This window comes from Pseudomonas sp. ICMP22404, from assembly GCF_006227205.1.
Lineage (GTDB): Bacteria > Pseudomonadota > Gammaproteobacteria > Pseudomonadales > Pseudomonadaceae > Aquipseudomonas.
The window spans coordinates 191,699-214,073 of record NZ_VCNG01000010.1; the positions used below are offsets into that span (position 1 = coordinate 191,699).

Genomic DNA, 22,375 nt, shown 5'->3' on the forward strand with positions numbered 1-22,375 from the left:
CTACCTCAGCCGTTGGGCCCTACTGTCGCAACAATGGTCACTTGCTTGTTGTCCGGTATTTCCTGGTACGCCAGCACATGCAGCCCCGGGACCGCGAGGCGACCGAATCGCGAAAGCATCGCACGAATCGGACCCGCCACCAGCAAGATCACCGGTTGGCCTTGCATCTCTTGCCGCTGGGCTGCCTCGATCAACGAACGTTGCAGCTTCTCGGCCATGCTCGGCTCCAGCAGAACACCCTCTTCCGAGCCTTGTCCTGCCTTCTGAAGACTATTGAGCAATATCTGTTCCAACCTTGGCTCCAGCGTGATCACAGGCAGCTCCGACTCAGTGCCTACAATGCTTTGGACGATTGCACGGGATACGCCGACCCGCACCGCGGCCACCATGGCGGCGGTATCTTGACTCTTGGAAGCGTTGTTGGCGATGGCTTCGGCAATACTGCGGATGTCGCGTACCGGCACCTGTTCGGCCAGCAGCGCTTGCAAAATCTTGAGCAACTGCGACAACGAAACCACGCCCGGCACCAGCTCTTCGGCCAGTTTCGGCGAGCCTTTGGCCAGCACCTGCAGCAGTTGCTGGACTTCTTCGTGGCCGATCAGCTCGCTGGAGTGCTTGTACAAAATCTGGTTCAAATGGGTCGCAACTACCGTACTGGCGTCCACCACGGTGTAACCGAGGGACTGGGCCTGGGCCCGCTGACTGATTTCAATCCACACCGCTTCCAGGCCAAAAGCTGGATCCTTGGCGGTAATGCCGTTGAGCGAACCATAGACCTGACCCGGGTTGATCGCCAGTTCGCGATCCGGATAGATCTCGGCTTCGGCCAGGATCACCCCCATCAGCGTCAGGCGATAGGCGCTAGGCGCCAGGTCGAGGTTGTCGCGGATATGCACGGTGGGCATCAGGAAGCCCAGGTCCTGGGACAGCTTCTTGCGCACGCCCTTGATCCGCGCCAACAGTTGGCCGCCCTGGTTACGATCCACCAACGGAATCAGACGATAGCCGACTTCCAGGCCAATCATGTCGATAGGAGTCACGTCGTCCCAGCCCAGCTCTTTGGTCTCCAGGGCACGGGCCGGCGATGGCAGCAGTTCCTGCTGGCGCTTGACCTCTTGCAATGCCTGGACCTTCTGCGCGTTCTGCTTCTTCCAGAACAGATAGGCGCCGCCTGCCGCTACCGCCGCCATGCTCAGGAAGGAAATGTGCGGCATCCCCGGGACCAGGCCCATCACCGCCATCAGCCCAGCAGCCACGGCGAGGGCCTTGGGCGATGCGAACATCTGCCGGCCGATCTGCTTGCCCATGTCTTCGGAGCCCGAAGCACGGGTCACCATGATTGCCGCAGCTGTGGATAACAACAGTGATGGCAATTGCGCCACCAAACCGTCACCGATGGTCAGCAAGGCGTAAACCTTGCCTGCGTCACCGAAACTCATCTGATGCTGGAGGATACCGACGGCAATGCCGCCGATCAGGTTGATGAACAGGATCAGCAGGCCGGCGATGGCGTCACCTCGCACGAACTTGCTCGCACCGTCCATGGAGCCGTAGAACTCGGCCTCCTGGGCCACTTCCAGACGACGGAGCTTGGCCTGGCTCTGATCGATCAGGCCGGCGTTGAGGTCGGCGTCGATTGCCATTTGCTTACCGGGCATGGCGTCGAGGGTGAAACGCGCGCTCACCTCGGAAATACGCCCGGCACCCTTGGTGACCACCACGAAGTTGATGATCATCAAAATGGCGAAGACCACGATACCGACCACGTAGTTGCCGCCGATCACCACCTCACCGAAGGCCTGGATCACCTTACCGGCGGCGGCGTGGCCTTCCTGGCCGTGGAGCATGACCACGCGGGTGGACGCCACGTTCAGCGCCAGACGCAGGAGCGTAGCCACCAGCAGAATGGTCGGGAACACGGCGAAATCCAGCGGGCGCAGGGCATACACGCACACCAGCAGCACCACGATCGACAAGGCGATGTTGAACGTGAAGAACACGTCCAGCAGGAACGGGGGCACCGGCAGCATCATCATGGCGAGCATGACCAGCAGCAACAGCGGCACGCCCAGATTGCCCCGGCTGAGGTCTACGACGTTGCTGCGCGCGGTGCTGAGTAACTGAGAGCGATCCACCAAAATTCCCCGTTCCTGTGAAGCAAACTTTTGACGCCCGAAACAGGCGCAGACGGGGTATTGCAAGAAGCCTTCCAACTTTTGCCAGACCTGGAAATACAAGCCCGGGAGCAGAAATAAGGACCCTGTGGGAGCGAGCCTGCTCGCGATAGCGGGAGTTCAGCGATGACGGAATTGACTGAAAGACCGCTATCGCGAGCAGGCTCGCTCCCACAGGTTCTGTCACCAGCAGGACCTGGCGCACACCTTATTCTGGATCGCGGCGCAGATCCGGCGGGATCGGCAGGTCCTTGAGCGGATCGGGACGCTTGCCCTTTCCGGCGCGGTGCTGGCGGATCTGGTAGACATAGGCAAGCACCTGGGCCACCGCCAGATACAGCCCCCCAGGAATCTCCTGGTCGAGTTCGGTGGAGTAATAGATCGACCGCGCCAGGGCGGGCGACTCCAGCAGCATCACTTCATTGGCCACGGCAATCTCTCGGATCTTCAGCGCCAGGAAATCGCTGCCCTTGGCCAGCAACACCGGAGCGTTGCCTTTGTCCGGGTCGTACTTGAGCGCCACGGCGTAGTGGGTCGGGTTGGTGATGACCACATCGGCCGTCGGGATCGCCGCCATCATCCGCCGCTGGGACACCTCATGTTGCAACTGGCGAATCCGCTGCTTGACCTCCGGCTTGCCCTCCTGCTCCTTGTACTCGTCGCGAACCTCCTGCTTGGTCATCATCAGCTTCTGCTTGCTCTGATAGAGCTGGATCGGCACATCGATGGCTGCGATCAGGATCAGCCCGCAAGCCATCCACAAGGTGCTCCACCCCACCAATTGCACGCTGTGCATGATGGCCTGCTCCAACGGTTCATGGGCGATGCGCAGCACATCGTCAATGTCCGAATACAACACCGCCAAAGCCACGGACAGGACCAGCAAAAATTTCCCGAAGGCCTTGAGCAGCTCCATCAGGGCCGAAGGGGAAAACATGCGCTTGAGGCCCGCTAACGGATTCATCCGACTGAACTTGGGGGCCAGACTGCCCGCTGCGAACAACCATCCCCCCAGGGAAATCGGGCCAAGGAAAGCCGCCAGCAGCAAAAAGATCAGGACCGGCTGTACCGCCATGATCGCGATCTTGCCCGAGTGCAACAGGTACTGCGCCATGGCGCCCGGACTGAGCAGCACCTCACGGGGCAGGGAGAAATTCAGGCGCATGATTTCCAGCAGGTCCAGGGCCAATCCACCGCCATAGATCAGCAGCCCGCCAGCGCCCGCCAGCATCACCACAAGGGTATTGAGCTCCTTGGAGCGCGCGATCTCGCCCTTCTCCCGGGATTCGCGCCTGCGCTTGTCCGTGGGGTCTTCTGTCTTGTCCTGGCCACTCTCGCTCTCGGCCATGGTTCAGCGCGCCTGTGCCATGTCGCGTAGCAGCTGCAAGGCCTGGGTAGCCAGCGGCTGGTACTGATTGAGGATATCTCCCAGGCTGACCCAGAAAATCACCATGCCCAGCACAAGGGTCAGCGGAAAGCCGATGGAAAAAATGTTCAGCTGCGGCGCCGCCCGGGTCATCACGCCAAATGCAATGTTGACCACCAGCAATGCCGTGATCGCAGGCAGCACCAACACCATCGCCGCCCCCAGGACCCAGCCCAGCTTGCCGGCAACCTCCCAGAAATGATTGACCAGCAGCGCACTGCCCACCGGCATCGTGGTGAAACTCTCGGTCAGCACCTCGAATACCACCAGGTGTCCGTTCATGGCGAGAAACAGCAGCGTCACCAGCATTGTCAGGAACTGACCGATCACCGCCGTGTTCACGCCGTTCGTGGGGTCGATCATGGACGCGAAAGCCATGCCCATCTGGATCGAAATGATTTGCCCGGCCACCACGAACGCCTGGAAGAACAGTTGCAGCGAAAATCCCATCAAGGTGCCGATGAGGATCTGCTCGGCCACCAGCATCAATGCACTGAGGTCCAGGGCATGAACCGGCGGCATCGGCGGCAACCCGGGCGCGATGACCACTGTGATTGCCAGTGCGAAATACAGGCGCACGCGCCTCGGCACCAGGGTCGTACCGAAGACCGGCATGCTCATCAACACGGCAGTGACGCGAAACAACGGCAAGACGAAAGCCGCTACCCAGGAGCCGATCTGGGTGTCTGTCAGCGCGAGCATCGACATCGGGTCAGCCGATCAACTGCGGAATACTGCCGTACAGCCGCAGAATGTATTCCATGAAGGTCTGCACCAGCCAGGGCCCGGAGACGATCAGCGTGACCAGCATGACCAGCAGGCGCGGCAGGAAGCTCAGGGTTTGTTCGTTGATCTGGGTGGCGGCCTGGAACATTGCCACCAGCAGGCCCACCAGCAGGCTGGGAATCACCAGGATGGCGACCATCACGGTCGTCAGCCAGAGCGCCTCGCGGAACAGGTCTACCGCTACTTCAGGAGTCATATCGCCCTACCTGCAAATGGTCTAAACACCGCCAAAACTGCCCGCCAGGGTGCCGATGATCAACGCCCAGCCATCCACCAGGACGAACAGCATGATCTTGAACGGCAGCGAAATGATCAGCGGCGACAGCATCATCATACCCATCGCCATGAGCACGCTGGCGACCACCAGGTCGATGATCAGGAACGGGATGAAAATCATGAAACCGATCTGGAATGCAGTTTTCAGTTCGGAGGTCACGAACGCCGGCACCAGGATGGTCAGCGGTGCCTGATCGGCACTGGGGATGTCGGTGCGCTTGGACAGGCGCATGAACAGCTCCAGGTCGCTGCTGCGGGTCTGGGCCAGCATGAAGTCCTTGATCGGCACTTCAGCCTTGGCCACGGCGTCCTGGGCGGTGATCTTTTCCGCCAGGTAAGGTTGCAGCGCATCCTGGTTCACCCGGTCGAACACCGGTGCCATGATGAACATGGTCAGGAACAGCGCCATGCCGGTGAGGATCTGGTTCGACGGCGTCTGCTGCAAGCCCAGGGCCTGGCGCAGGATCGAAAAGACGATGATGATCCGGGTGAAACTGGTCATCAACATGACGAACGCCGGGATGAAACTCAGCGCGGTCATGATCAGCAGAATCTGCAGGCTGACCGAATATTCCTGGGCCCCTTGGGCATTGGTACCGAGGGTGATGGCCGGAATCGACAGCGGATCGGCGGCGAACGCCAACGGCGCGGCCACCATCAAGGCCAACGCCAACAGAATGCGCAACGGCATTACTTCTTATCCTTCTGGTCTTTACCCAGCAGTTCCATGAGGCGCTGGGCAAACTCGGGGGTCGCCTGGTCGGTGGCAGGCACCTGCACCGGCTCCTTGAGGACATGCAAGGCAGTAATGGTGCCCGGACTCAGGCCCAGCAGGATCTGCTCGTTACCGACCTGCACCAGCACCAGCCGATCCCGCGGGCCGAGCGCACGGGAGCCAACGATGTCGATGACCTGGCCCTTGCCAGTAGGGCCCGCCTGCTGCACGCGCCGCAGCAGCCAGGCCAGCAGGAAGATCACCCCTAGCACCAGCAACAGGCCGAGCACCAACTGCGCCAATTGACCGGCCAAGCCACTGCCGGCCGTCGACACAGCGGCCGCGGTGCTCGCGGGCTCGGCCGCCATGACACTGAATGGCAACATCAGGGCGGTAGCGAAAAGACCTTTCACTCAGCGCAGCTTCTTGATGCGTTCGCTCGGGCTGATCACGTCCGTCAGGCGAATGCCGAACTTCTCGTTGACCACCACCACTTCGCCATGGGCGATCAGGGTGCCGTTGACCAGTACGTCCAGCGGTTCACCCGCCAGGCGATCCAGCTCGATCACCGAACCCTGGTTGAGTTGCAGCAGGTTGCGGATGTTGATGTCGGTGCTCCCCACTTCCATGGAAATCGACACGGGGATGTCGAGAATCACGTCCAGGTTCGGCCCGTCCAGCGTTACCTGCTCATTGCTTTTCGGCACGCTGCCAAACTCTTCCATTTGCAGGCGATTGGACGCATGAGCACCGGTGTCCGCAGCCAGCAAGGCGTCGATGTCGTCCTGTCCGGTTTCACCGGCTTCTTCCAGGGCGGCAGCCCATTCGTCAGCCAGCGACTGGTCGTCCTGGTTGTTCATATCATTAGCCATCATTTGTCCTCGGCGGGCAAAAATCAGTTGAAAACGTAAATTCAGCTACAAACTACAGCGTTCGACCTTGCTCAACGTCGTTCGATCGGCTCGATCACCTGCAACGCCAGGTTGCCTTTGTGAGAGCCCATCTTGACCTTGAAGGCCGGTACGCCATTGGCACGCATGATCATGTCTTCCGGCATTTCGACCGGAATGATGTCCCCCGGCTGCATGTGCAGGATGTCCCGCAGGCGCAATTGGCGCCGGGCAACCGTCGCACCGATCGGCACGTCGACATCCAGCACGTCCTGGCGCAAGGCGTTGATCCAGCGCTCGTCCTGATCGTCGAGATCGGATTGGAAACCGGCGTCGAGCATTTCGCGCACCGGCTCGATCATCGAGTACGGCATGGTCACGTGCAGGTCCCCGCCGCCGCCATCGAGCTCGATGTGGAAGGTCGATACCACGATGGCTTCGCTCGGACCGACGATGTTGGCCATGGCCGGGTTCACTTCCGAGTTGATGTACTCGAAGTTCACTTCCATGATCGCCTGCCAGGCTTCCTTCAGGTCGACGAAAGCCTGCTCCAGCACCATGCGCACGACCCGCAGCTCGGTCGGGGTGAACTCTCGACCCTCGATCTTGGCGTGACGACCGTCACCGCCGAAGAAGTTGTCCACCAGCTTGAATACCAACTTGGCATCGAGGATGAACAACGCGGTGCCGCGCAACGGCTTGATCTTCACCAGGTTGAGGCTGGTGGGCACATACAGCGAGTGCACGTATTCCCCGAACTTCATCACCTGCACACCACCGACCGCCACATCGGCCGAACGACGCAGCATGTTGAACATGCTGATGCGGGTGTAACGGGCGAAACGTTCGTTGATCATTTCCAGGGTCGGCATGCGTCCGCGAACGATGCGATCCTGGCTGGTCAGGTCGTAGCTTTTGACGCTGCCCGGTTCAGCAGCGTTTTCGGTCTGCACCAGGCCGTCGTCGACACCATGCAACAACGCGTCGATTTCGTCCTGGGACAACAGGTCCTGCACGGCCATGGCGGGTTCCTACTGCAATACGAAGTTAGTGAAGAGCAACTGTTCGATCACCACTTTGCCGAGCTCCTTCTGCGCCACTTCCTGCACGCTGGCCGTGGCTTTCTGACGGAGCATTTCCTGGCCTACGGGAGTGGCGAGGGTGTCGAAATTCTGTCCGGAGAACAGCATCACCAGATTGTTGCGGATCAGCGGCATGTGCACCCGCAGCGCTTCCAGATCAGCCTGGTTGCGCCCCAGCAAGGTGATACTGACCTGCATGTAGCGTTGACGGCCATTTTGGGTGTAGTTGGCGACGAAGGCCGGTGCCATGGGCTCGAAAATCGCCGGCTGCTTGCCCACCGGCGTAGCTTCGACCGCCGCCGCAGGCTTGCTTTGAGCGCTGTGCATGAAATACCAGGTCGCCCCCACGGACACACCGATCGCCAGGAGCAAACCCACGACGATCAGGATGATCATCTTGAGCTTGCCTTTGGTTGCGGGGTCTTTTACAGCTGCTGCTTCGCTCTTCGCCATGCCAATAATCCGTCACTAATCGGGGGGTTTACGGTTGCATGGCAAGGCAGGAGCAAGTGTTATGCCAGAAATAATTTGCGACACCCGAAAACAACTGTGGGAGCGAGCCTGCTCGCGATGGCAGTGTGTCAGTCGACTCATGTTCAACTGATCCACCGCCTTCGCGAGCAGGCTCGCTCCCACAAGGTGTGTGATGCGCCCGGTCAGGCGTAGTAATCGACCGCGCTGGTACCGATGACGCTGGTGGTGGTGGCCGCCACCTCAGCGACACTGGCCGGCAGATGCTCGTCTGCCGAATCCACTCGCCCGCCGGAAGAAGACGTCCGTCCGGTCTGGGCCTGCTGCTGCGCCTGCTGGTTCTGGTTCTGTGAGCCACGGGACTGATCGGACACGTTGACATCGACCTGCCCCATGCCCTGCTGGGCGAAACTGTCCCGCAGGCGATGCAACTGGCCTTCGAGGGCTTCGCGAACGCCGGAGTGGGCACTCATGAAGGTCACCTGGGTCTGTTGATCCGGCATCATGTTTACCCGGATGTCCAGCCGCCCGAGTTCGGCGGGCTGCAACTGGATGTCGGCCGCCTTGAGATTGGCGCTCGACAGGTACATCACCCGGTTGACCACTTCTTCGGTCCAGCCACTCTGATTCATGGCGATGGGTTGGTTGACCGGCACCGCATTGGCGGTCTTGGGCGTAGCGGCCTGGGTGAGGGCCGCCAGGCGGTTGGCGAAATCATCCACGCGGGTGTCACTGGAAGCCGCGCCCAGATCCTTGAGCCCCTCGCCGATCAGACCACTGAATGCCTTTTCCCCACCCTGGCTGCCAGGGCCGGTACTGTTCTGGTCGGCTTGCACGGTGAGCATGCTCGCCATGCCGGCGGCGAACGTCTGGGCCGAGGTCGGCTCACCGTCGAGCGGAACCGGGGCAGTGGTCTTGGCCTGGCTGGTGGCGGAAACGTGGCCGCCCTGCTCCATCGCCAGTCGCAACGCCGGCATGGCGTCGAGCGGATCGGCCTCGGGGTCGAACTTCGGATCCGCCGGCGGCGCGGCCTGGGCTACCGGTGCCAGTGGCACGACCGGGGTCGCCACCGCAGCGACTACTTGCGGAACAGTCGCGGGGTCCACCACAGGGGTGGGCGCCACATCGACTTGAACCGCAGGCACAGCCGCGTCCGGCGGCACCATCGGGTCGACGACAGGATCGGCAGGGGTCGCGTCCGCTACCGGGGTCTCGGTTTCGCTGTCGGCATCGGCGTCATTGTCCGCCGTGTCATCGGCCTTGACCGGCTTGTCGGCGGGCAAGGGTTTGCCGCTATCGGCAACGGTCGGCTCCGGGGCGGCAGCCGTTTCATCGCTGGCGTCCTTTTTGACGCTGCTGTCGGGCGTCTTGTCGCGCACCGGCTTCATCGCAGGCTCAGGGGCCGACGAGGATTTGACAGGGGCTTGCTGGGCGAAGACCTGCGCGAAGCTGGAGGCTCTATTACCAAGGTCCGGAGCCGCTGCCGGCGGATTGACGGCGGTCTGCGGCTTGGCCTGGGTAGTGGCCTGAAGCAGTGTATTGGGCGTAACGGGCATAAAAAGGTCTCCGCTGCACTGAAATCATAGGTACAGTCGAGACTGGACAATGCAAGGGGCGGGCCAACGTCTGAAAAGAGGCGATGCCTGGCAGGTCAACACTCAGCAGTGAAAGCCTTCGCGCTCTTCCCTGCAAAGATTTCGGACATGGGCAAATTCGCTGTCGATTTCGCTGACCAGTTTCTCGATGCCACCCAGGGAGGGCTGTTTGGCACGCTGTTCCAGCTCACCGCACAGTTCGGCCAGGCGGATGGCCCCCATGTTGCTGCTGCTGCCTTTGAAGCTGTGGGCGGTGGCGCTCAGTTTTTCGGCGTCGCGGGCCTCATGCAGCACACGCAGGCGCGCTTCGGAGTCGTTGAGAAACGTATCCAGCAGCTCCAGATACCCCTCCTCCATGACTTCTTTCAACGTGCTGAGCACGTCGCGGTCCAGATGAATCTCGTTCACTTGTTCGCTCCCTGATCAAGAGTGGCGCGGATTATGCCAGAGCCTCCCAGAAAAACTCCACGCGGACACTACGACCATCGTCTGACCAACAGGCCTGGTGACTCAACTGACGCACCAGGCTAACACCACGTCCCGACAACCGATCACGGTCCAGCGGCCGAGCCATGACACGGGCGACATCGAAGCCCTCACCGCTGTCTTCGACCTCGATCACCAGGCGACCACCATCGCCGTGAGGCGTGACATGCAAGTGTACCCGAATGTGACCGGCATCCAGTTCATCCAGCCGGGTACTGCGCTCCATGTAATAGCGCGCAAAGCCCGACGCGTCGCGCTTGATGCTCGAATCGAGCCCCAGTACCCCATGCTCCAGGGCATTGGAATAGAGCTCCGAAAGTACGCTGTAAAGCGCGCCACTCTGAGCCCTGAGCCCATGCACTTCAAGCAGCAATTGCAGCAGGTACGGCATCGGGTTGAAGCGCTTGAGCGTCTGGGCCCGAAACTCGAAACTCACCGACCAGTCCAGCGGGCTGGACTGGCCGCTATCGGAATAGACAGGTGGCGGCGGGTTGAGTTGCGTCGGCGCGACCATCCGCACTTCGACCATGCTGAAATCGTCGCGGGCCTCCCCGCGAAAGTCCCGCAGGGCCTGCTGGATATCTTCGAAAAGACAATCGGGCTCGCGGTTGGCGGCAAACACCTGTTGCAAGCGCTCCACACCGAACAACTGGTCATCGTCATCGCTGGTGTCGATCACACCGTCGGACAACAGGAACACCCGGTCACCCACCGCCATGGGATGTACTTCGGTACGATCATCGAATAGTTGAGGCGTGAGCACACCCAAGGGCAAGTGTCGTGCTGGCAGCGGCGTGCGCACGCCCGTGAGACCGTCATGCAAGTACCCGTCGGGCATGCCGCCATTCCAGATTTCCACCGTGCAACGCTGGAAGCCCAGGCAGAGCAGCGTCGCGCAGCAGAACATGTCCACCGGCAGGATACGTTTGAGCTTGGCGTTCATTTCGCGCAGGATCTGCGCCAGGCCATAGCCTTTGGCGGTCATCCCGTAGAACACTTCCGCCAGCGGCATCGCACCGACCGCCGCCGGCAGACCGTGTCCGGTGAAATCCCCCAGCAGGACGTGCATGTCACCGGCCGGATTGAACGCCGCGAGCAGCAGATCGCCGTTGAACAGGGCATAGGGCGATTGCAGGTAACGGATATTCGGCGCGCTCAGGCAGCCGGAATGGGCGATCTTGTCGAACACGGCCTTGGCGACCCGCTGCTCGTTGAGCAGGTAATCGTGATGGCGGGAAATCTGGTCGCGTTGCTCCACAACCGTGGCCTGCAACCGACGCAAGCGGTCCATGGCCTTGATCTTGGCGGCCAGGATCACCTGGTTGTAGGGTTTGGCCAGGAAATCGTCACCGCCGGCCTCCAGGCAACGGGCCAAGCCTTCGCTTTCAGTCAACGACGTGAGGAAAATGATCGGCACCAGCTGGTCGCCGGCCAACTGCTTGATCTTTTGCGCTGCCTCGAATCCGTCCATGATCGGCATCATTGCATCCATCAGCACCAGGTGCGGATGTTGCTCCGTATAGATTTCGACCGCCTCGGCACCATCGGCTGCGGTGAGCACGTGATGGCCCTGACGGCGGACAATGGTCGACAACAGCAGTCGGTCAGCGGCACTGTCTTCGGCAATCAGGATCGTCAGCGATTCCAGATCGGACAACATGGCTGTCGATCAGGCTTTGCCCGGATGGAACTTGTCTTGATGGGCGTGTCCTGCATGCGACTTGTCTTTCTCCGACCTGTCGTCTTTCGGGCCGTCGATATCGAACAGCTTGTCGAAATTGGATATCGCGAGAATCTTGCGCACGTCCGCGCCGCAGTTGGTGACATTCACGTCGGCGTCTTCGCCACCGGCATGATCACGGAGCAAGAGCAGCATGCCCAGCGCAGAGCTGTCGAGGTAGGTGGTGTCCTTCAGGTCCACGACGTAGGTTTCAGGCTTGCGGTTGAGCTTTTCGTAGGACTCGCGAAATTCCTGATGCCGTCCGAAATCGAATCGACCCTTGATCGAAATCGTCAGCTTCTTCCCATCATCGGATACTTCGGTAACGACTGACATAGTTGGCTTCCCTGTCATGGACATACGTGTACAAGGTTTAGCATCTGGTAAAGGACTGAGCAAGGTTTTGGCTCATCCAACCGACAAAATCCCGACTTCACCTCAGAACGAATCCTGGCGTGGCAGGCGCTGGGATAATTCATCCAGCAGTTTTTGCTCGCGCTTATCCTCCAGTTGCCTCGCCTCATCGATATAGCGCTGCACCAGTTTACGCAGTCCCTCTACCCGGGCAAAGGCTTCTTGCCAGCTCTGACGCGCCTTCTCCAGATTGTTCTGGTGCCAGACCAGGCTCTGGCGCTGCTGGTCGATGGCGGTACCCAACTGCGCAAGGAAGCCCTGGTAACCCAACAGCCACTGGCCGGAAACGCCATGGCTGCCGCGAGCGATCCATTGTTCCTGGTATTCGAGGCGGAAATTCTCGAGGTCCGCCAGCTTGCTTTCAGCGACGGCCACCTGCCCCTGGAAATAGGCCAGGCGCTGGACAGCGGTTTTTTCGGCCTTTTCGGCCATGTCCACCACCGGCGCCAGGCGTGCCGCACGACTCGTGGCCACGGCCGATTACCCGCCGGCGACCGGGGCGAAGATGGTTTGCAGGTGCGCTTCGCTGGCGCCCATGCCGATATTGTCGTTCAGGCTCTGGCGCAGGTAGACGGCCATCGCCGGATAGAGATTGATCGCGGTATCGGTTTCACGGTCGCCGCCAGGAACATAGGCGCCGACGCTGATCAGATCGCGGCTTTGCTGGTAGCGCGACCAGTATTGCTTGAACTGCTGGGCACGCTTCATGTGCTCGGCACTGATGACCGATGGCATGACCCGGCTGATGGACGCTTCGATGTCGATGGCCGGGTAATGACCTTCTTCGGCCAGCCGCCGCGATAGCACGATATGGCCATCGAGCACGCCCCGCGCCGAGTCGGCGATGGGGTCTTGCTGATCGTCGCCTTCGGACAGCACGGTGTAGAACGCCGTGATCGATCCGCCGCCCTTCTCGGCGTTGCCGGCGCGCTCCACCAGCTTCGGCAGCTTGGCAAACACGGAAGGCGGATAGCCCTTGGTCGCAGGCGGCTCACCGATGGCCAGGGCGATCTCCCGCTGGGCCTGGGCAAAACGGGTCAGAGAGTCCATCAACAACAGGACATTCTTGCCCTTGTCGCGGAAATACTCAGCGATGCGGGTGCAGTACATGGCGGCCCGCAAGCGCATCAATGGCGCATCATCCGCCGGCGATGCCACCACGACGGAACGCTTGAGGCCTTCTTCACCGAGGATGTGCTCGATGAACTCCTTCACCTCGCGACCCCGTTCGCCAATCAGCCCCACCACGATGATGTCGGCTTCGGTGAAGCGGGTCATCATGCCCAACAACACACTCTTACCCACACCAGTACCGGCGAACAGGCCCAGGCGCTGGCCGCGTCCGACCGTCAACAAACCGTTGATGCAGCGAATGCCCACATCCAGCGGTACGCTGATGGGGTCGCGCTTGAGGGGGTTGATGGTCGGGCCATCCATCGGCACCCAGTCTTCGGCCTTCATCCCGCCCTTGCCATCCAGGGCCCGCCCGGCCCCGTCCAGCACCCGCCCGAGCATGCTCATGCCCATGGGCAAGCGACCGGTATCGGCCAGTGGGACCACCCGTGCGCCAGGGGCGATGCCAGCCACACTGCCCACCGGCATCAGGAATACCTTGCTACCGGAGAAGCCCATGACCTCGGCCTCGACCTGCACCGGGTGGTAACTGTCATCGTTGATCACCAGGCAGCGACTGCCCATGGCGGCGCGCAGGCCCTCGGCTTCGAGGGTCAGGCCGACCATGCGCAACAGGCGCCCTTCGAGAATCGGCTGGCCGGCCAGCTCGGTGGCCTCGGCGTAGCTGCCCAGGCGCTTGCCGAAGCTGGTCCGTTCAAGACGCATCGCGGCCGTCCGGCTCAGCAGCAATCAACTCGGCACCATCCGGGTCGATGGGCGAAACGGCTGGGGGTTCGTCCGGCAACTCCAGGCTCATATCGGCAACGGCCGGGTGCAGGGCCTGCTCATGCAGTTGGTCGAACAGCTTGGCCATGATCTGGCTGATGCGGGTTTCGACGGTCGCATCGATGCGGCTGTGCTCGGTTTCCACACGGCAACCGCCCGGCAACAAGGCTTCGTCTTCGACGATGCGCCAGGTTTCCTCATGGCGCTCGCGCAGGGCTTTGACCAGCTCGAAATCCTGGGGATTGATGTACAGCCGCACATTGCCCACGCCCAACGGCAAGAGCTTGAGGGCCTCACGCATGACGTGTTCGATCTGGCTCGAATCGATGGCCAGCTCACGCTGGATGACCTGCCTGGCGATGTGTTGCACCAGCCCCACCAGGGATTTTTCAATCTGGGTGTCCTGTTCGGCGATGGGATCGAACAGGTTGAGCATCAGCGATTCCAATGCTCGCAACTTGGCCGTCAAGGCCACGTCAGCTTCCTGACGGACCTTGAGCATGGTGCTATGGAAGCCTTCCTTTTCGCCGATGGCAAAGCCTTCGTTGTAGGCCTCCTGGCGAATACCTTCGACTTCCTCGAGGGTCAGTGGCTGGACTTCCTCCAGCGGCACCTCTTCCATCTCCGGCAGTTCTTCCACGGGCTCCGGCTCAGGCTCGGGCACGTGGGGATCGAAACTGGGCAGCGACCAGACGTCGAAGCCACCGACATCCCGGGCGCGGATCAGGTCGCTGGGTGAATCATCACTCTTGGCAGACATAACGACCTTAGATCATCTCTTCGCCGCCCTTGCCACCGAGCACGATCTCTCCGGCTTCGGCCATGCGGCGGGCGATGGTGAGGATTTCCTTCTGCGCGGTTTCCACGTCGCTGACGCGCACCGGGCCCTTGGCCTCGAGGTCGTCGCGCAACAGTTCGGCCGCCCGTTTGGACATGTTCTTGAAGATCTTCTCCTTGACGCCTTCGTCCGATCCCTTGAGTGCCAGGACCAGTACGTCGGAGGACACTTCGCGCAACAGCGCCTGGATGCCACGGTCGTCGACATCGGCCAGGTTGTTGAACACGAACATGAGGTCTTCGATCTGACCGGACAGGTCTTCGTCGAACTCGCGGATCGAGTCCATCAATTGACCTTCGATCGAACTGTCGAGGAAGTTCATGATGTCCGCCGCGCGCTTGATGCCACCCAGGGTGGTACGCGAGGCGTTGGAGTTGCCCGAGAACTGCTTCTCGAGAATCTGGTTCAATTCTTTCAGGGCCGCCGGCTGCACGGTGTTGAGCGAAGACACCCGCAAGATGATGTCCAAGCGCACCTTGTGGTCGAAGTTGCCCAGCACTTCACCGGCCTGGTCCGGGTCGAGGTAAGCCACCACGATTGCCTGGATCTGCGGGTGCTCGTAACGGATCACGTCGGCTACCGCCCGCGGCTCCATCCACTTGAGGCTGTCCAGGCCGCTGGTGTTGCCACCCAACAGGATCCGGTCGATCAGGCCGTTGGCCTTGTCCTCGCCCAGGGCCTGGGTGAGCATCTTGCGCACGTAGTCGTCGGAACCCACGCCCAGGCTGGTCTGATCGCCAACGATGTCGACGAACTCGCTCATCACCTGTTCGACCTGTTCGCGGTGCACGTTCCCCATCTGGGCCATGGCCACGCCCACACGCTGGACCTCCTTGGGCCCCATGTGGCGCAGCACCTGGGCAGCGTCGGTCGAGCCCAGGGACAGCAGCAGAATCGCGGCTTTGTCGACCCGGGACAATTTGACAACAGCGGCTCGATTATCACTCATCTGCGTTGATCCACTCTTTCACGACCTGGGCCACACGACCCGGGTCTTCTGCCACCAGACTCTTGATGGCGTTCAACTGAGCGTCATAGCCTTCGCTCGGGCTTGGCAGCAGAATGCTCTGCGGCCCGCCGAGGCTGACGCGATCGTTAGCCAATTCGCCATCCAGGCCGCCCATGCCTCCCAACTCAACATCGCCCAAGCCGGCCAACTGCCTGTTCTTGCCGCCATTGGTAATGTTGTTGAGCACCGGACGCAGCACGCCGAATACCAGCACCAGGATGAACACTACGCCCAATACCTGCTTGACCACATCCCAGAACCAGGGTTGCGAATAAAACGGAATATCGGCGATGACTTCACCACGCTCCGAGGAGAACGGCACGTTGATCACACTGACGCTGTCGCCACGGCTGGCGTCGAAACCGACGGCGTCCTGGACCAGGCGAGTGAAGCGCGCCAATTCGTCGGCGCTCCATGGCGCACGACTGGTTTCGCCGTTGGCCGGGTTGACCTTGACCTGGTCGTCCACCACCACCGCAACCGACAGGCGTGTCAAACGGCCCTGCTGTTGCTTGGTGTGGCTGATGGAGCGGTCGAGCTCGAAGTTCTTGGTCGATTGTTGACGCTTGTCGGCCGGGTACGGCGCCAGCATCGGTTGGCCGGTGGCCGGGTCCATGATCTGCTGGCCGTTGGCGTCCACCAGCGGCTGGCCTGGCTGTATCATGCCGGCGGCAGCAGTGGAACCACCGGTGGTTTGCGGCGCGCTGGCCGGCGACGGCGGCTGGTTGCTCAGGGCGCCGGGCACGCCTTGCGGGCCGTTGCTGGCGGTGCGCTGCTCGTTCACCGACTGCTCGCTGCGCAACGCCGGTTGATCGGGGTTGAACTGCTCGGACGTCGACTCGACCGCGCTGAAATCCACGTCTGCCGAAACTTCAGCCTTGTAGCGGTCGTTACCCAGGATCGGTTGCAGGATGTTGTGCACCCGTTGGGTCAGCATGCCTTCCATGCGACGGCTGTAATCGAACTGCTTGCCGGCCATCGTCAGTTCGGAGTTTTCCGCCTGGTCAGACAGCAAGGTGCCCTTCTGGTCGACCACGGTGATCTGGGACTTGCTCAACTCGGGAACGCTGGTCGCCACCAGATTGACGATGGCGAGGACCTGGCCTGGCTCCAGGGAGCGGCCTGGGTACAGTTCAACCAGGACCGACGCGCTTGGCTTGCGCTCGTCGCGCACGAACACCGAGCTTTTCGGAATCGCCAGGTGCACACGGGCGCCCTTGACGTTGTTCAGGCTGGAGATCGTACGTGCCAGCTCGCCTTCCAGGCCGCGACGATAACGGGTCGCTTCCATGAACTGGCTGGTGCCCAGGCCCTGGTCCTTGTCGAGGATTTCGAAACCGATGTTGCCATCGGTCGGCGTCACGCCGGCGGCGGCCAACTTCAGGCGCGCACGCGACACGTCGTCGGCCTTGACCAGCAACGCGCCGGAGTTCGGCTCGACGGTATAGGGAATGTCGGCGGAAGCCAGGGTTTCCATGACTTGCTTGGCGTCCATGCCCGCCAGGCTGCCGTACAGGGGACGGTAGTCTGGCTGCTGGGACCACAGCACCACGGCGAAACCAATCGCCACGCTGGCAGCCAGGCCGACCAACAGGCCCACCTGACGCAACATGGTCATCTCGGAGAGGTTTTCCAGGAAAGACAGCCCGAACAGCGGCGGTTTGCCGTCTGGTGGGGTGGCCTTGGCTGGAACGTTATCTACGGCTGCTTCTGCCATGACTCAATAGTTTCCTTAGACCGGCATCTGCATGATGTCTTGGTAGGCCTGGACCAGTTTGTTGCGAACCTGGGTCAGCGCCTGGAACGAGACAGTGGCTTTCTGCGAAGAGATCATTACGTCGGTCAGGTCGACGCCACTTTTGCCAATTTCAAAAGCACTGGCTAATTGGTTCGACGCCTGCTGGGTATCGTTCACTTTATTGACGGCCTGACCAAGCATGTCGGAAAAACTGCTGCCGCCCACCTGGGGGACCGCGACCGATTTAGGCTGCGACATCGCGTCCATCTGCATGGCCCGCATATCCAGCATCAACCGATTAAATTCAATACCTTGGCTCATGGTCTACTCTCTCTGGCGGCCCGCGTTTTTTTGACGCTGACTCGATGGGTACATAGGTGTTAGCAACAAGGGTGCCAGCTCCATGGCGACATGAAACAAATGCTCCCACAGGAGCATTCCTGATTTACACAACTCAACTGGCGAACAGATACGCCTCGACATCCATCCCCGCGTCACGCATCTGCGCCAGTTTGTAGCGCAGGGTGCGTGGACTGATCCCCAGCCGCTCGGCCGCCTCCTTGCGACGGCCGCGTTCGGCGCGCAGGGTATCGATGATCATCTGGAATTCGCGCCGACGCAGGTCGTCTTCCAGCGCTCCAGCCGACTCGCTTTCCACCTCCACCCTCAGCGGGACTGGTGCCAGCGTCGGCAATGGCGCGCACGCCACGGGCCCTGCGAGACAGAAATCCTCCGGCTGAATCAAACCACCCTGTTGCAGGATCAACGCACGCTGAATGGCGTTGTCCAACTCCCGCACGTTTCCGGGCCAGGGATAGGCAATCAGACAGGCTTGTGCCTGGGGCGAAAGTCTTGCCGCCGCATGCTTCATTTTATTGACGTGCCGGGCCAGCAGACGCTCGGCCAGCGGCAGGATATCGGCAGTGCGCTCGCGTAATGGACGCCAGGCGAGGGGGAATACCGACAGACGGTAGTAAAGGTCCTCCCGAAAACGTCCTGCCGCCACCTCACCGGCCAGATCCCGGTTGGTGGTCGCCACCACGCGAATATCCAGGCTGATGGGCTTACGTCCCCCGACCCGTTCCACTTCCCGCTCCTGCAACACCCTCAGCAGCTTGGCTTGCAGACCCAGAGGCATTTCGGAAATCTCATCGAGCAGAATGGTGCCGCCGTCGGCCTGCTCGAACTTGCCGGCCTGGGCCGCAATGGCGCCGGTAAACGAGCCTTTTTCGTGACCGAACAGCGTCGCCTCGAGCATGTTGTCGGGAATCGCCGCACAGTTGATTGCAATGAACGGTTGGTTGGCGCGACGGGATTGCTGGTGGATGTAGCGCGCCAGCACTTCCTTGCCGGTACCTGACTCACCGGAAATCAACACCGTGGAATCGCTGCGTGCCACCCGCGCGGCCAATTCGAGCAACTGTGCGCTAGCCGGTTCGAGCGCCACCGGCCCCTCCCCCTCGACCGCAGGAACGCCCAGCGCATGACGGGCCACCAGATCAAGCAACGCCTTGGGCTCGAACGGTTTGACCAGGTAGTCCGCAGCGCCCTGGCGCATGGCATCCACCGCTCGCTCGACCGCCCCGTGGGCCGTCATCAGCAAGACCGGCAACTGAGGTTGACGCGCACGCAACAGTCCAAGCAGTTGATGGCCGTCCATGCCCGGCATATTCACATCGCTGACCACCAGGCTGAAGGTTTCCCGGCCCACGGCCAGCAACGCATCCTCCGCCGAGCCGACCGCAGCGTAATCGTGCCCGGCCAGCACCAGCGTGTCGGCCAACGCTTCGCGCAGGGCGCGGTCATCCTCAACCAGCAACACCTTGATCGCCATCGACTTCACTCCACCTCCGGCGCGCCGGAAAACAGCGGCAAGAGCACCAACGCACAAGTGCCACGCCCCAGCCGCGAACGTAGTTGCAATTCTCCCTGATGGGCACGGGCCACAGCCTTGACCACGGTCAGGCCGAGACCGGTCCCGGTGGTCTTGGTCGTGAAGAACGGCTCGCCGAGACGCACCAGCACTGCCGGCTCGATACCGCCACCATTGTCGCTAACACACAAGCGCAAGCTGTTGTCGCGGCTGTACAGATGGACCTTCAACCGCACATCCTCGCCGCTGGCCTGGATGGCATTCTCGATAAGGTTCAATACCGCGCCCACCAAGGTGTCGCGGTTGCAGAGGATTTCCCCGGCATGGCTGTCGCACTGCCAGCGGATCGGCAGCCCCTGCACATGGGTCGATGCCGCGGCCTGCAGGGACTGCAAAAGAGCTTTCGGGGTGACGCGGTCAGTCAATGGCAGCTCGCCACGGGCGAACACCAGCATGTCCCGCACTTGATGCTCGAGTTCGTGCAGGCGCTCCTTCAGGCGTCCGGCGAAGCGCTGCTGGGTGTCCATCGGCAACTGCTGCTCGGTCAGATGACTGGCGTACAGCAGCGCGGCGGATAGCGGCGTGCGAATCTGGTGAGCCAGGGATGCCACCATGCGCCCCAGGGAGGACAGGCGTTCGTGGCGAGCCAACTGGTCCTGCAAGTGACGGGTTTCAGTCAGGTCGTTGAGCAGCACCAACTGACCGGGTTCGGCATCCAGAGAACGCGTCGAAATGGACAGGCGCCTGCCGTCCTTGAGGGATACTTCGTGACCATCGTCCTCGCGGGGAGCAAAACAACGCGCGATGACGTGTCGCCACAGCTCACCTTCGAGCGGCAACCCAAGCAGCTCGCAGGCCGCCGGGTTGGCTTCGCGGACGAAACCATGGGCATCGATGACGATGACGCCGCCAGGCAACAGGTCGAGCAGGTTCTGCAGCCGGTTGGCCAGGCGCTCTTTTTCCGCCAGCTCCTGCATGCGCTGGGCGCTGACCACCGCCAATTCGCCCTTGAGTTCGGTGACCCGAGCTTCGAGCAGGCTGTAGGAATCGGTCAACTGGCTGGACATCTGGTTGAACAGCGAAAACGCCTGCTCAAGTCCAGCGCGGCTTGCCTGCTCGGCGGACGGCATGAGCCCCGACTCAGGGACAGGAGACATCTGGACGTGGGCGGCTTGGCTCATCGAACTCTCTCGCTTGGCTGACCGTCAGTTAAACGGCCTGTTGAGAGAGCTTTAGCAATAGCCGTGCCGGAAGGTGGCAAACAGGAGCCGAGCTGTCGCGGGGATTTTGTGGTGAGGGGATTTAGCGAAACGTCGTAGCGGCCCCAAAAACAGGGCCGCTTTGCGCCCCGACGGAGATAAATCCCCTCGCCACAAAAAATCAGGCGGTCATGATGCAGGCGTCAATCATCCGCCTGCTCATCACCCTCACGACGGCTCATGCCGTACTTGCGCATCTTCTCCACCAGAGTGGTGCGACGGATACGCAGGCGCTCCGCTGCACGGGCCACGATACCGTTGGCGTCGTCCAGGGCCTGCTGGATAAGCCCCTGCTCCAGGCCACCCAGGTAATCCTTGAGGTCCAGACCTTCCGGCGGCAGCAAGGCACTACTGGTGAAGTCCGGTGTGTGGCCGTTGATCGCCACGCGCTCTTCCAGGTCGCTACGCAGGGTATCGACCATTTGTTCATCTTCGTCGTCGACGTAGCGGAATTTCTTCGGCAGCTCAGCCACACCGATCACGCCATAGGGGTGCATGATCGCCATGCGCTCCACCAGGTTGGCCAATTCGCGAACGTTGCCCGGCCAGCCATGACGGCACAGGGACATGATCGCCGCCGAATTGAAGCGGATCGAACCGCGCTTTTCGTGCTCCATGCGCGAAATCAGCTCGTTCATCAGCAGCGGAATGTCCTCGACGCGCTCACGCAGCGGGGCCATTTCGATCGGAAATACATTGAGGCGGTAGTAGAGGTCTTCGCGGAAACTGCCGACCTCGATCATGCTCTCGAGGTTCTTGTGGGTCGCAGCGATGATCCGCACGTCGACGCTCTGGGTCTTGTTGCTGCCCACGCGCTCGAATGTGCGCTCCTGCAGGACCCGCAGCAGCTTGACCTGCATCGGCAACGGCATGTCGCCGATCTCGTCGAGAAACAGCGTGCCGCCGTTGGCCAGTTCGAAACGCCCGGCCCGGCTGGTGATCGCGCCGGTGAAGGCACCCTTCTCGTGCCCGAACAGCTCGCTTTCCAGCAACTCGGCCGGAATTGCACCGCAGTTCACCGGCACGAACGGCGCTTCGCGACGCTTGGAGTGGTAGTGCAGATTGCGCGCAACCACTTCCTTGCCGGTACCCGATTCGCCCAGGATCAGCACGCTGGCATCCGTATCGGCAACCTGCTGCATCATCTGGCGCACGTGCTGGATCGCCCGGCTGGTGCCGACGAGGCTGCGGAAAAGGTTGGGTTCGCGATGCCTGCCGCGCTCACGGGCCTGATCGTACATCTCGCGGTAAACCTGGGCGCGATGCAGCGAATCGAGCAATTTGCTGTAGCTGGGCGGCATTTCGAGCGTGGAAAGCACTCGGCGACGCTGGTCTTCAGGCAAGTCAAGGGAAGAATTTTCGCCCATTAACAAAACCGGAAGGAACTCATCCCAGGTTGAGAGTGTCTTTAGCAAGCCCAAAAGCGTTGCGGGGGCATTTACGGTCCCGATGAGGACGCAAATGACTTCACGACTGGACGCCAGCGAGCCGACGGCCTGCTGCCAGTCATGGCTTCCGCAAGGTAAATTTTCTTCGCCAAGAAAATTTAAAATCACCGCCAGGTCACGGCGGCGGACGCTGTCGTCATCGATCAGGAGAATTTTGGTTTCACGCCACATGCAATAGCAACTTCCCTAGTCAACTCAGTGCCCGAAATTAGGGGGCAAGCTAGACGCTTGCAGACTTGTCATGCCTGTAGACGCCTGAAATCTGTAAACAGCTAC

21 protein-coding genes and 1 pseudogene are annotated in these 22,375 nt (G+C 61.3%); all 22 read right to left on the reverse strand.

Features of this window, described 5'->3' with window-relative positions; genetic code table 11:
* Positions 1 to 5 precede the first annotated feature (5 nt).
* On the reverse strand, positions 6 to 2,135 hold the full coding sequence (gene flhA / locus FGE05_RS18550; RefSeq protein WP_139647206.1) for a flagellar biosynthesis protein FlhA: 2,130 nt from the start codon (positions 2,133 to 2,135) through the stop codon (positions 6 to 8).
* 247 nt (positions 2,136 to 2,382) lie between these two features.
* Positions 2,383 to 3,522: a flagellar biosynthesis protein FlhB gene (gene flhB, locus FGE05_RS18555; protein WP_139647208.1), complete on the reverse strand. Its 1,140-nt coding sequence runs from the start codon at positions 3,520 to 3,522 to the stop codon at positions 2,383 to 2,385.
* 3 nt (positions 3,523 to 3,525) lie between these two features.
* Positions 3,526 to 4,308 (reverse strand): flagellar biosynthetic protein FliR, encoded by a 783-nt coding sequence (fliR, locus tag FGE05_RS18560; RefSeq protein WP_139647210.1) that lies wholly within the window; start codon positions 4,306 to 4,308, stop codon positions 3,526 to 3,528.
* A 4-nt stretch (positions 4,309 to 4,312) separates the two neighbouring features.
* Positions 4,313 to 4,582: a flagellar biosynthesis protein FliQ gene (gene fliQ, locus FGE05_RS18565; protein WP_139647212.1), complete on the reverse strand. Its 270-nt coding sequence runs from the start codon at positions 4,580 to 4,582 to the stop codon at positions 4,313 to 4,315.
* Between the two features lie 21 nt (positions 4,583 to 4,603).
* Positions 4,604 to 5,353 carry a flagellar type III secretion system pore protein FliP gene (fliP, locus tag FGE05_RS18570; RefSeq protein ID WP_139647214.1) on the reverse strand — a complete coding sequence of 250 codons (750 nt, stop codon included), beginning with the start codon at positions 5,351 to 5,353 and terminating at the stop codon, positions 4,604 to 4,606.
* Positions 5,353 to 5,763: a flagellar biosynthetic protein FliO gene (gene fliO / locus FGE05_RS18575; RefSeq protein WP_139647316.1), complete on the reverse strand. Its 411-nt coding sequence runs from the start codon at positions 5,761 to 5,763 to the stop codon at positions 5,353 to 5,355. Before fliO ends, fliP begins: the two co-directional genes overlap by 1 nt.
* 27 nt (positions 5,764 to 5,790) lie before the next feature.
* Positions 5,791 to 6,249 carry a flagellar motor switch protein FliN gene (fliN, locus tag FGE05_RS18580; RefSeq protein WP_041020352.1) on the reverse strand — a complete coding sequence of 153 codons (459 nt, stop codon included), beginning with the start codon at positions 6,247 to 6,249 and terminating at the stop codon, positions 5,791 to 5,793.
* Positions 6,250 to 6,320: 71 nt separating this feature from the next.
* Positions 6,321 to 7,289, reverse strand: coding sequence for a flagellar motor switch protein FliM (gene fliM / locus FGE05_RS18585; RefSeq protein WP_003184019.1), 969 nt, complete (start codon positions 7,287 to 7,289; stop codon positions 6,321 to 6,323).
* A 9-nt stretch (positions 7,290 to 7,298) separates the two neighbouring features.
* Positions 7,299 to 7,802, reverse strand: a complete 504-nt coding sequence (gene fliL, locus FGE05_RS18590) for a flagellar basal body-associated protein FliL (RefSeq protein ID WP_139647216.1) — start codon at positions 7,800 to 7,802, stop codon at positions 7,299 to 7,301.
* A 203-nt stretch (positions 7,803 to 8,005) separates the two neighbouring features.
* Complete coding sequence (locus FGE05_RS18595; protein ID WP_139647218.1) at positions 8,006 to 9,376, reverse strand: flagellar hook-length control protein FliK; 1,371 nt, start codon at positions 9,374 to 9,376, stop codon at positions 8,006 to 8,008.
* Between the two features lie 102 nt (positions 9,377 to 9,478).
* Positions 9,479 to 9,823 carry an Hpt domain-containing protein gene (locus tag FGE05_RS18600; protein WP_139647220.1) on the reverse strand — a complete coding sequence of 115 codons (345 nt, stop codon included), beginning with the start codon at positions 9,821 to 9,823 and terminating at the stop codon, positions 9,479 to 9,481.
* A 31-nt stretch (positions 9,824 to 9,854) separates the two neighbouring features.
* Complete coding sequence (locus tag FGE05_RS18605; protein ID WP_139647222.1) at positions 9,855 to 11,561, reverse strand: fused response regulator/phosphatase; 1,707 nt, start codon at positions 11,559 to 11,561, stop codon at positions 9,855 to 9,857.
* Between the two features lie 96 nt (positions 11,562 to 11,657).
* Positions 11,658 to 11,957 (reverse strand): annotated as a pseudogene (locus tag FGE05_RS18610) (STAS domain-containing protein); the annotation flags it as partial.
* Positions 11,958 to 12,059: 102 nt separating this feature from the next.
* Positions 12,060 to 12,509, reverse strand: a complete 450-nt coding sequence (gene fliJ / locus FGE05_RS18615; protein ID WP_041020347.1) for a flagellar export protein FliJ — start codon at positions 12,507 to 12,509, stop codon at positions 12,060 to 12,062.
* Positions 12,510 to 12,515: 6 nt separating this feature from the next.
* Positions 12,516 to 13,874 (reverse strand): flagellar protein export ATPase FliI, encoded by a 1,359-nt coding sequence (gene fliI, locus FGE05_RS18620; RefSeq protein WP_041020346.1) that lies wholly within the window; start codon positions 13,872 to 13,874, stop codon positions 12,516 to 12,518.
* Positions 13,864 to 14,694: a flagellar assembly protein FliH gene (fliH, locus tag FGE05_RS18625; RefSeq protein ID WP_139647226.1), complete on the reverse strand. Its 831-nt coding sequence runs from the start codon at positions 14,692 to 14,694 to the stop codon at positions 13,864 to 13,866. The genes fliI and fliH overlap by 11 nt, the downstream gene beginning before the upstream one ends.
* 7 nt (positions 14,695 to 14,701) lie before the next feature.
* Positions 14,702 to 15,721, reverse strand: a complete 1,020-nt coding sequence (fliG, locus tag FGE05_RS18630) for a flagellar motor switch protein FliG (protein ID WP_139647228.1) — start codon at positions 15,719 to 15,721, stop codon at positions 14,702 to 14,704.
* Positions 15,714 to 17,498, reverse strand: coding sequence for a flagellar basal-body MS-ring/collar protein FliF (gene fliF / locus FGE05_RS18635; protein ID WP_139647229.1), 1,785 nt, complete (start codon positions 17,496 to 17,498; stop codon positions 15,714 to 15,716). The genes fliG and fliF overlap by 8 nt, the downstream gene beginning before the upstream one ends.
* A 15-nt stretch (positions 17,499 to 17,513) precedes the next feature.
* Positions 17,514 to 17,840 carry a flagellar hook-basal body complex protein FliE gene (gene fliE / locus FGE05_RS18640; RefSeq protein WP_041020343.1) on the reverse strand — a complete coding sequence of 109 codons (327 nt, stop codon included), beginning with the start codon at positions 17,838 to 17,840 and terminating at the stop codon, positions 17,514 to 17,516.
* A gap of 133 nt (positions 17,841 to 17,973) precedes the next feature.
* Positions 17,974 to 19,353: a sigma-54 dependent transcriptional regulator gene (locus tag FGE05_RS18645; protein WP_139647231.1), complete on the reverse strand. Its 1,380-nt coding sequence runs from the start codon at positions 19,351 to 19,353 to the stop codon at positions 17,974 to 17,976.
* 5 nt (positions 19,354 to 19,358) lie between these two features.
* A complete protein-coding gene (locus FGE05_RS18650; protein ID WP_175362516.1) occupies positions 19,359 to 20,549 on the reverse strand; it encodes a PAS domain-containing sensor histidine kinase in 1,191 nt (396 codons plus the stop codon).
* A 245-nt stretch (positions 20,550 to 20,794) separates the two neighbouring features.
* Positions 20,795 to 22,270 (reverse strand): sigma-54 dependent transcriptional regulator, encoded by a 1,476-nt coding sequence (locus FGE05_RS18655; RefSeq protein WP_047701651.1) that lies wholly within the window; start codon positions 22,268 to 22,270, stop codon positions 20,795 to 20,797.
* Positions 22,271 to 22,375: the final 105 nt, after the last annotated feature.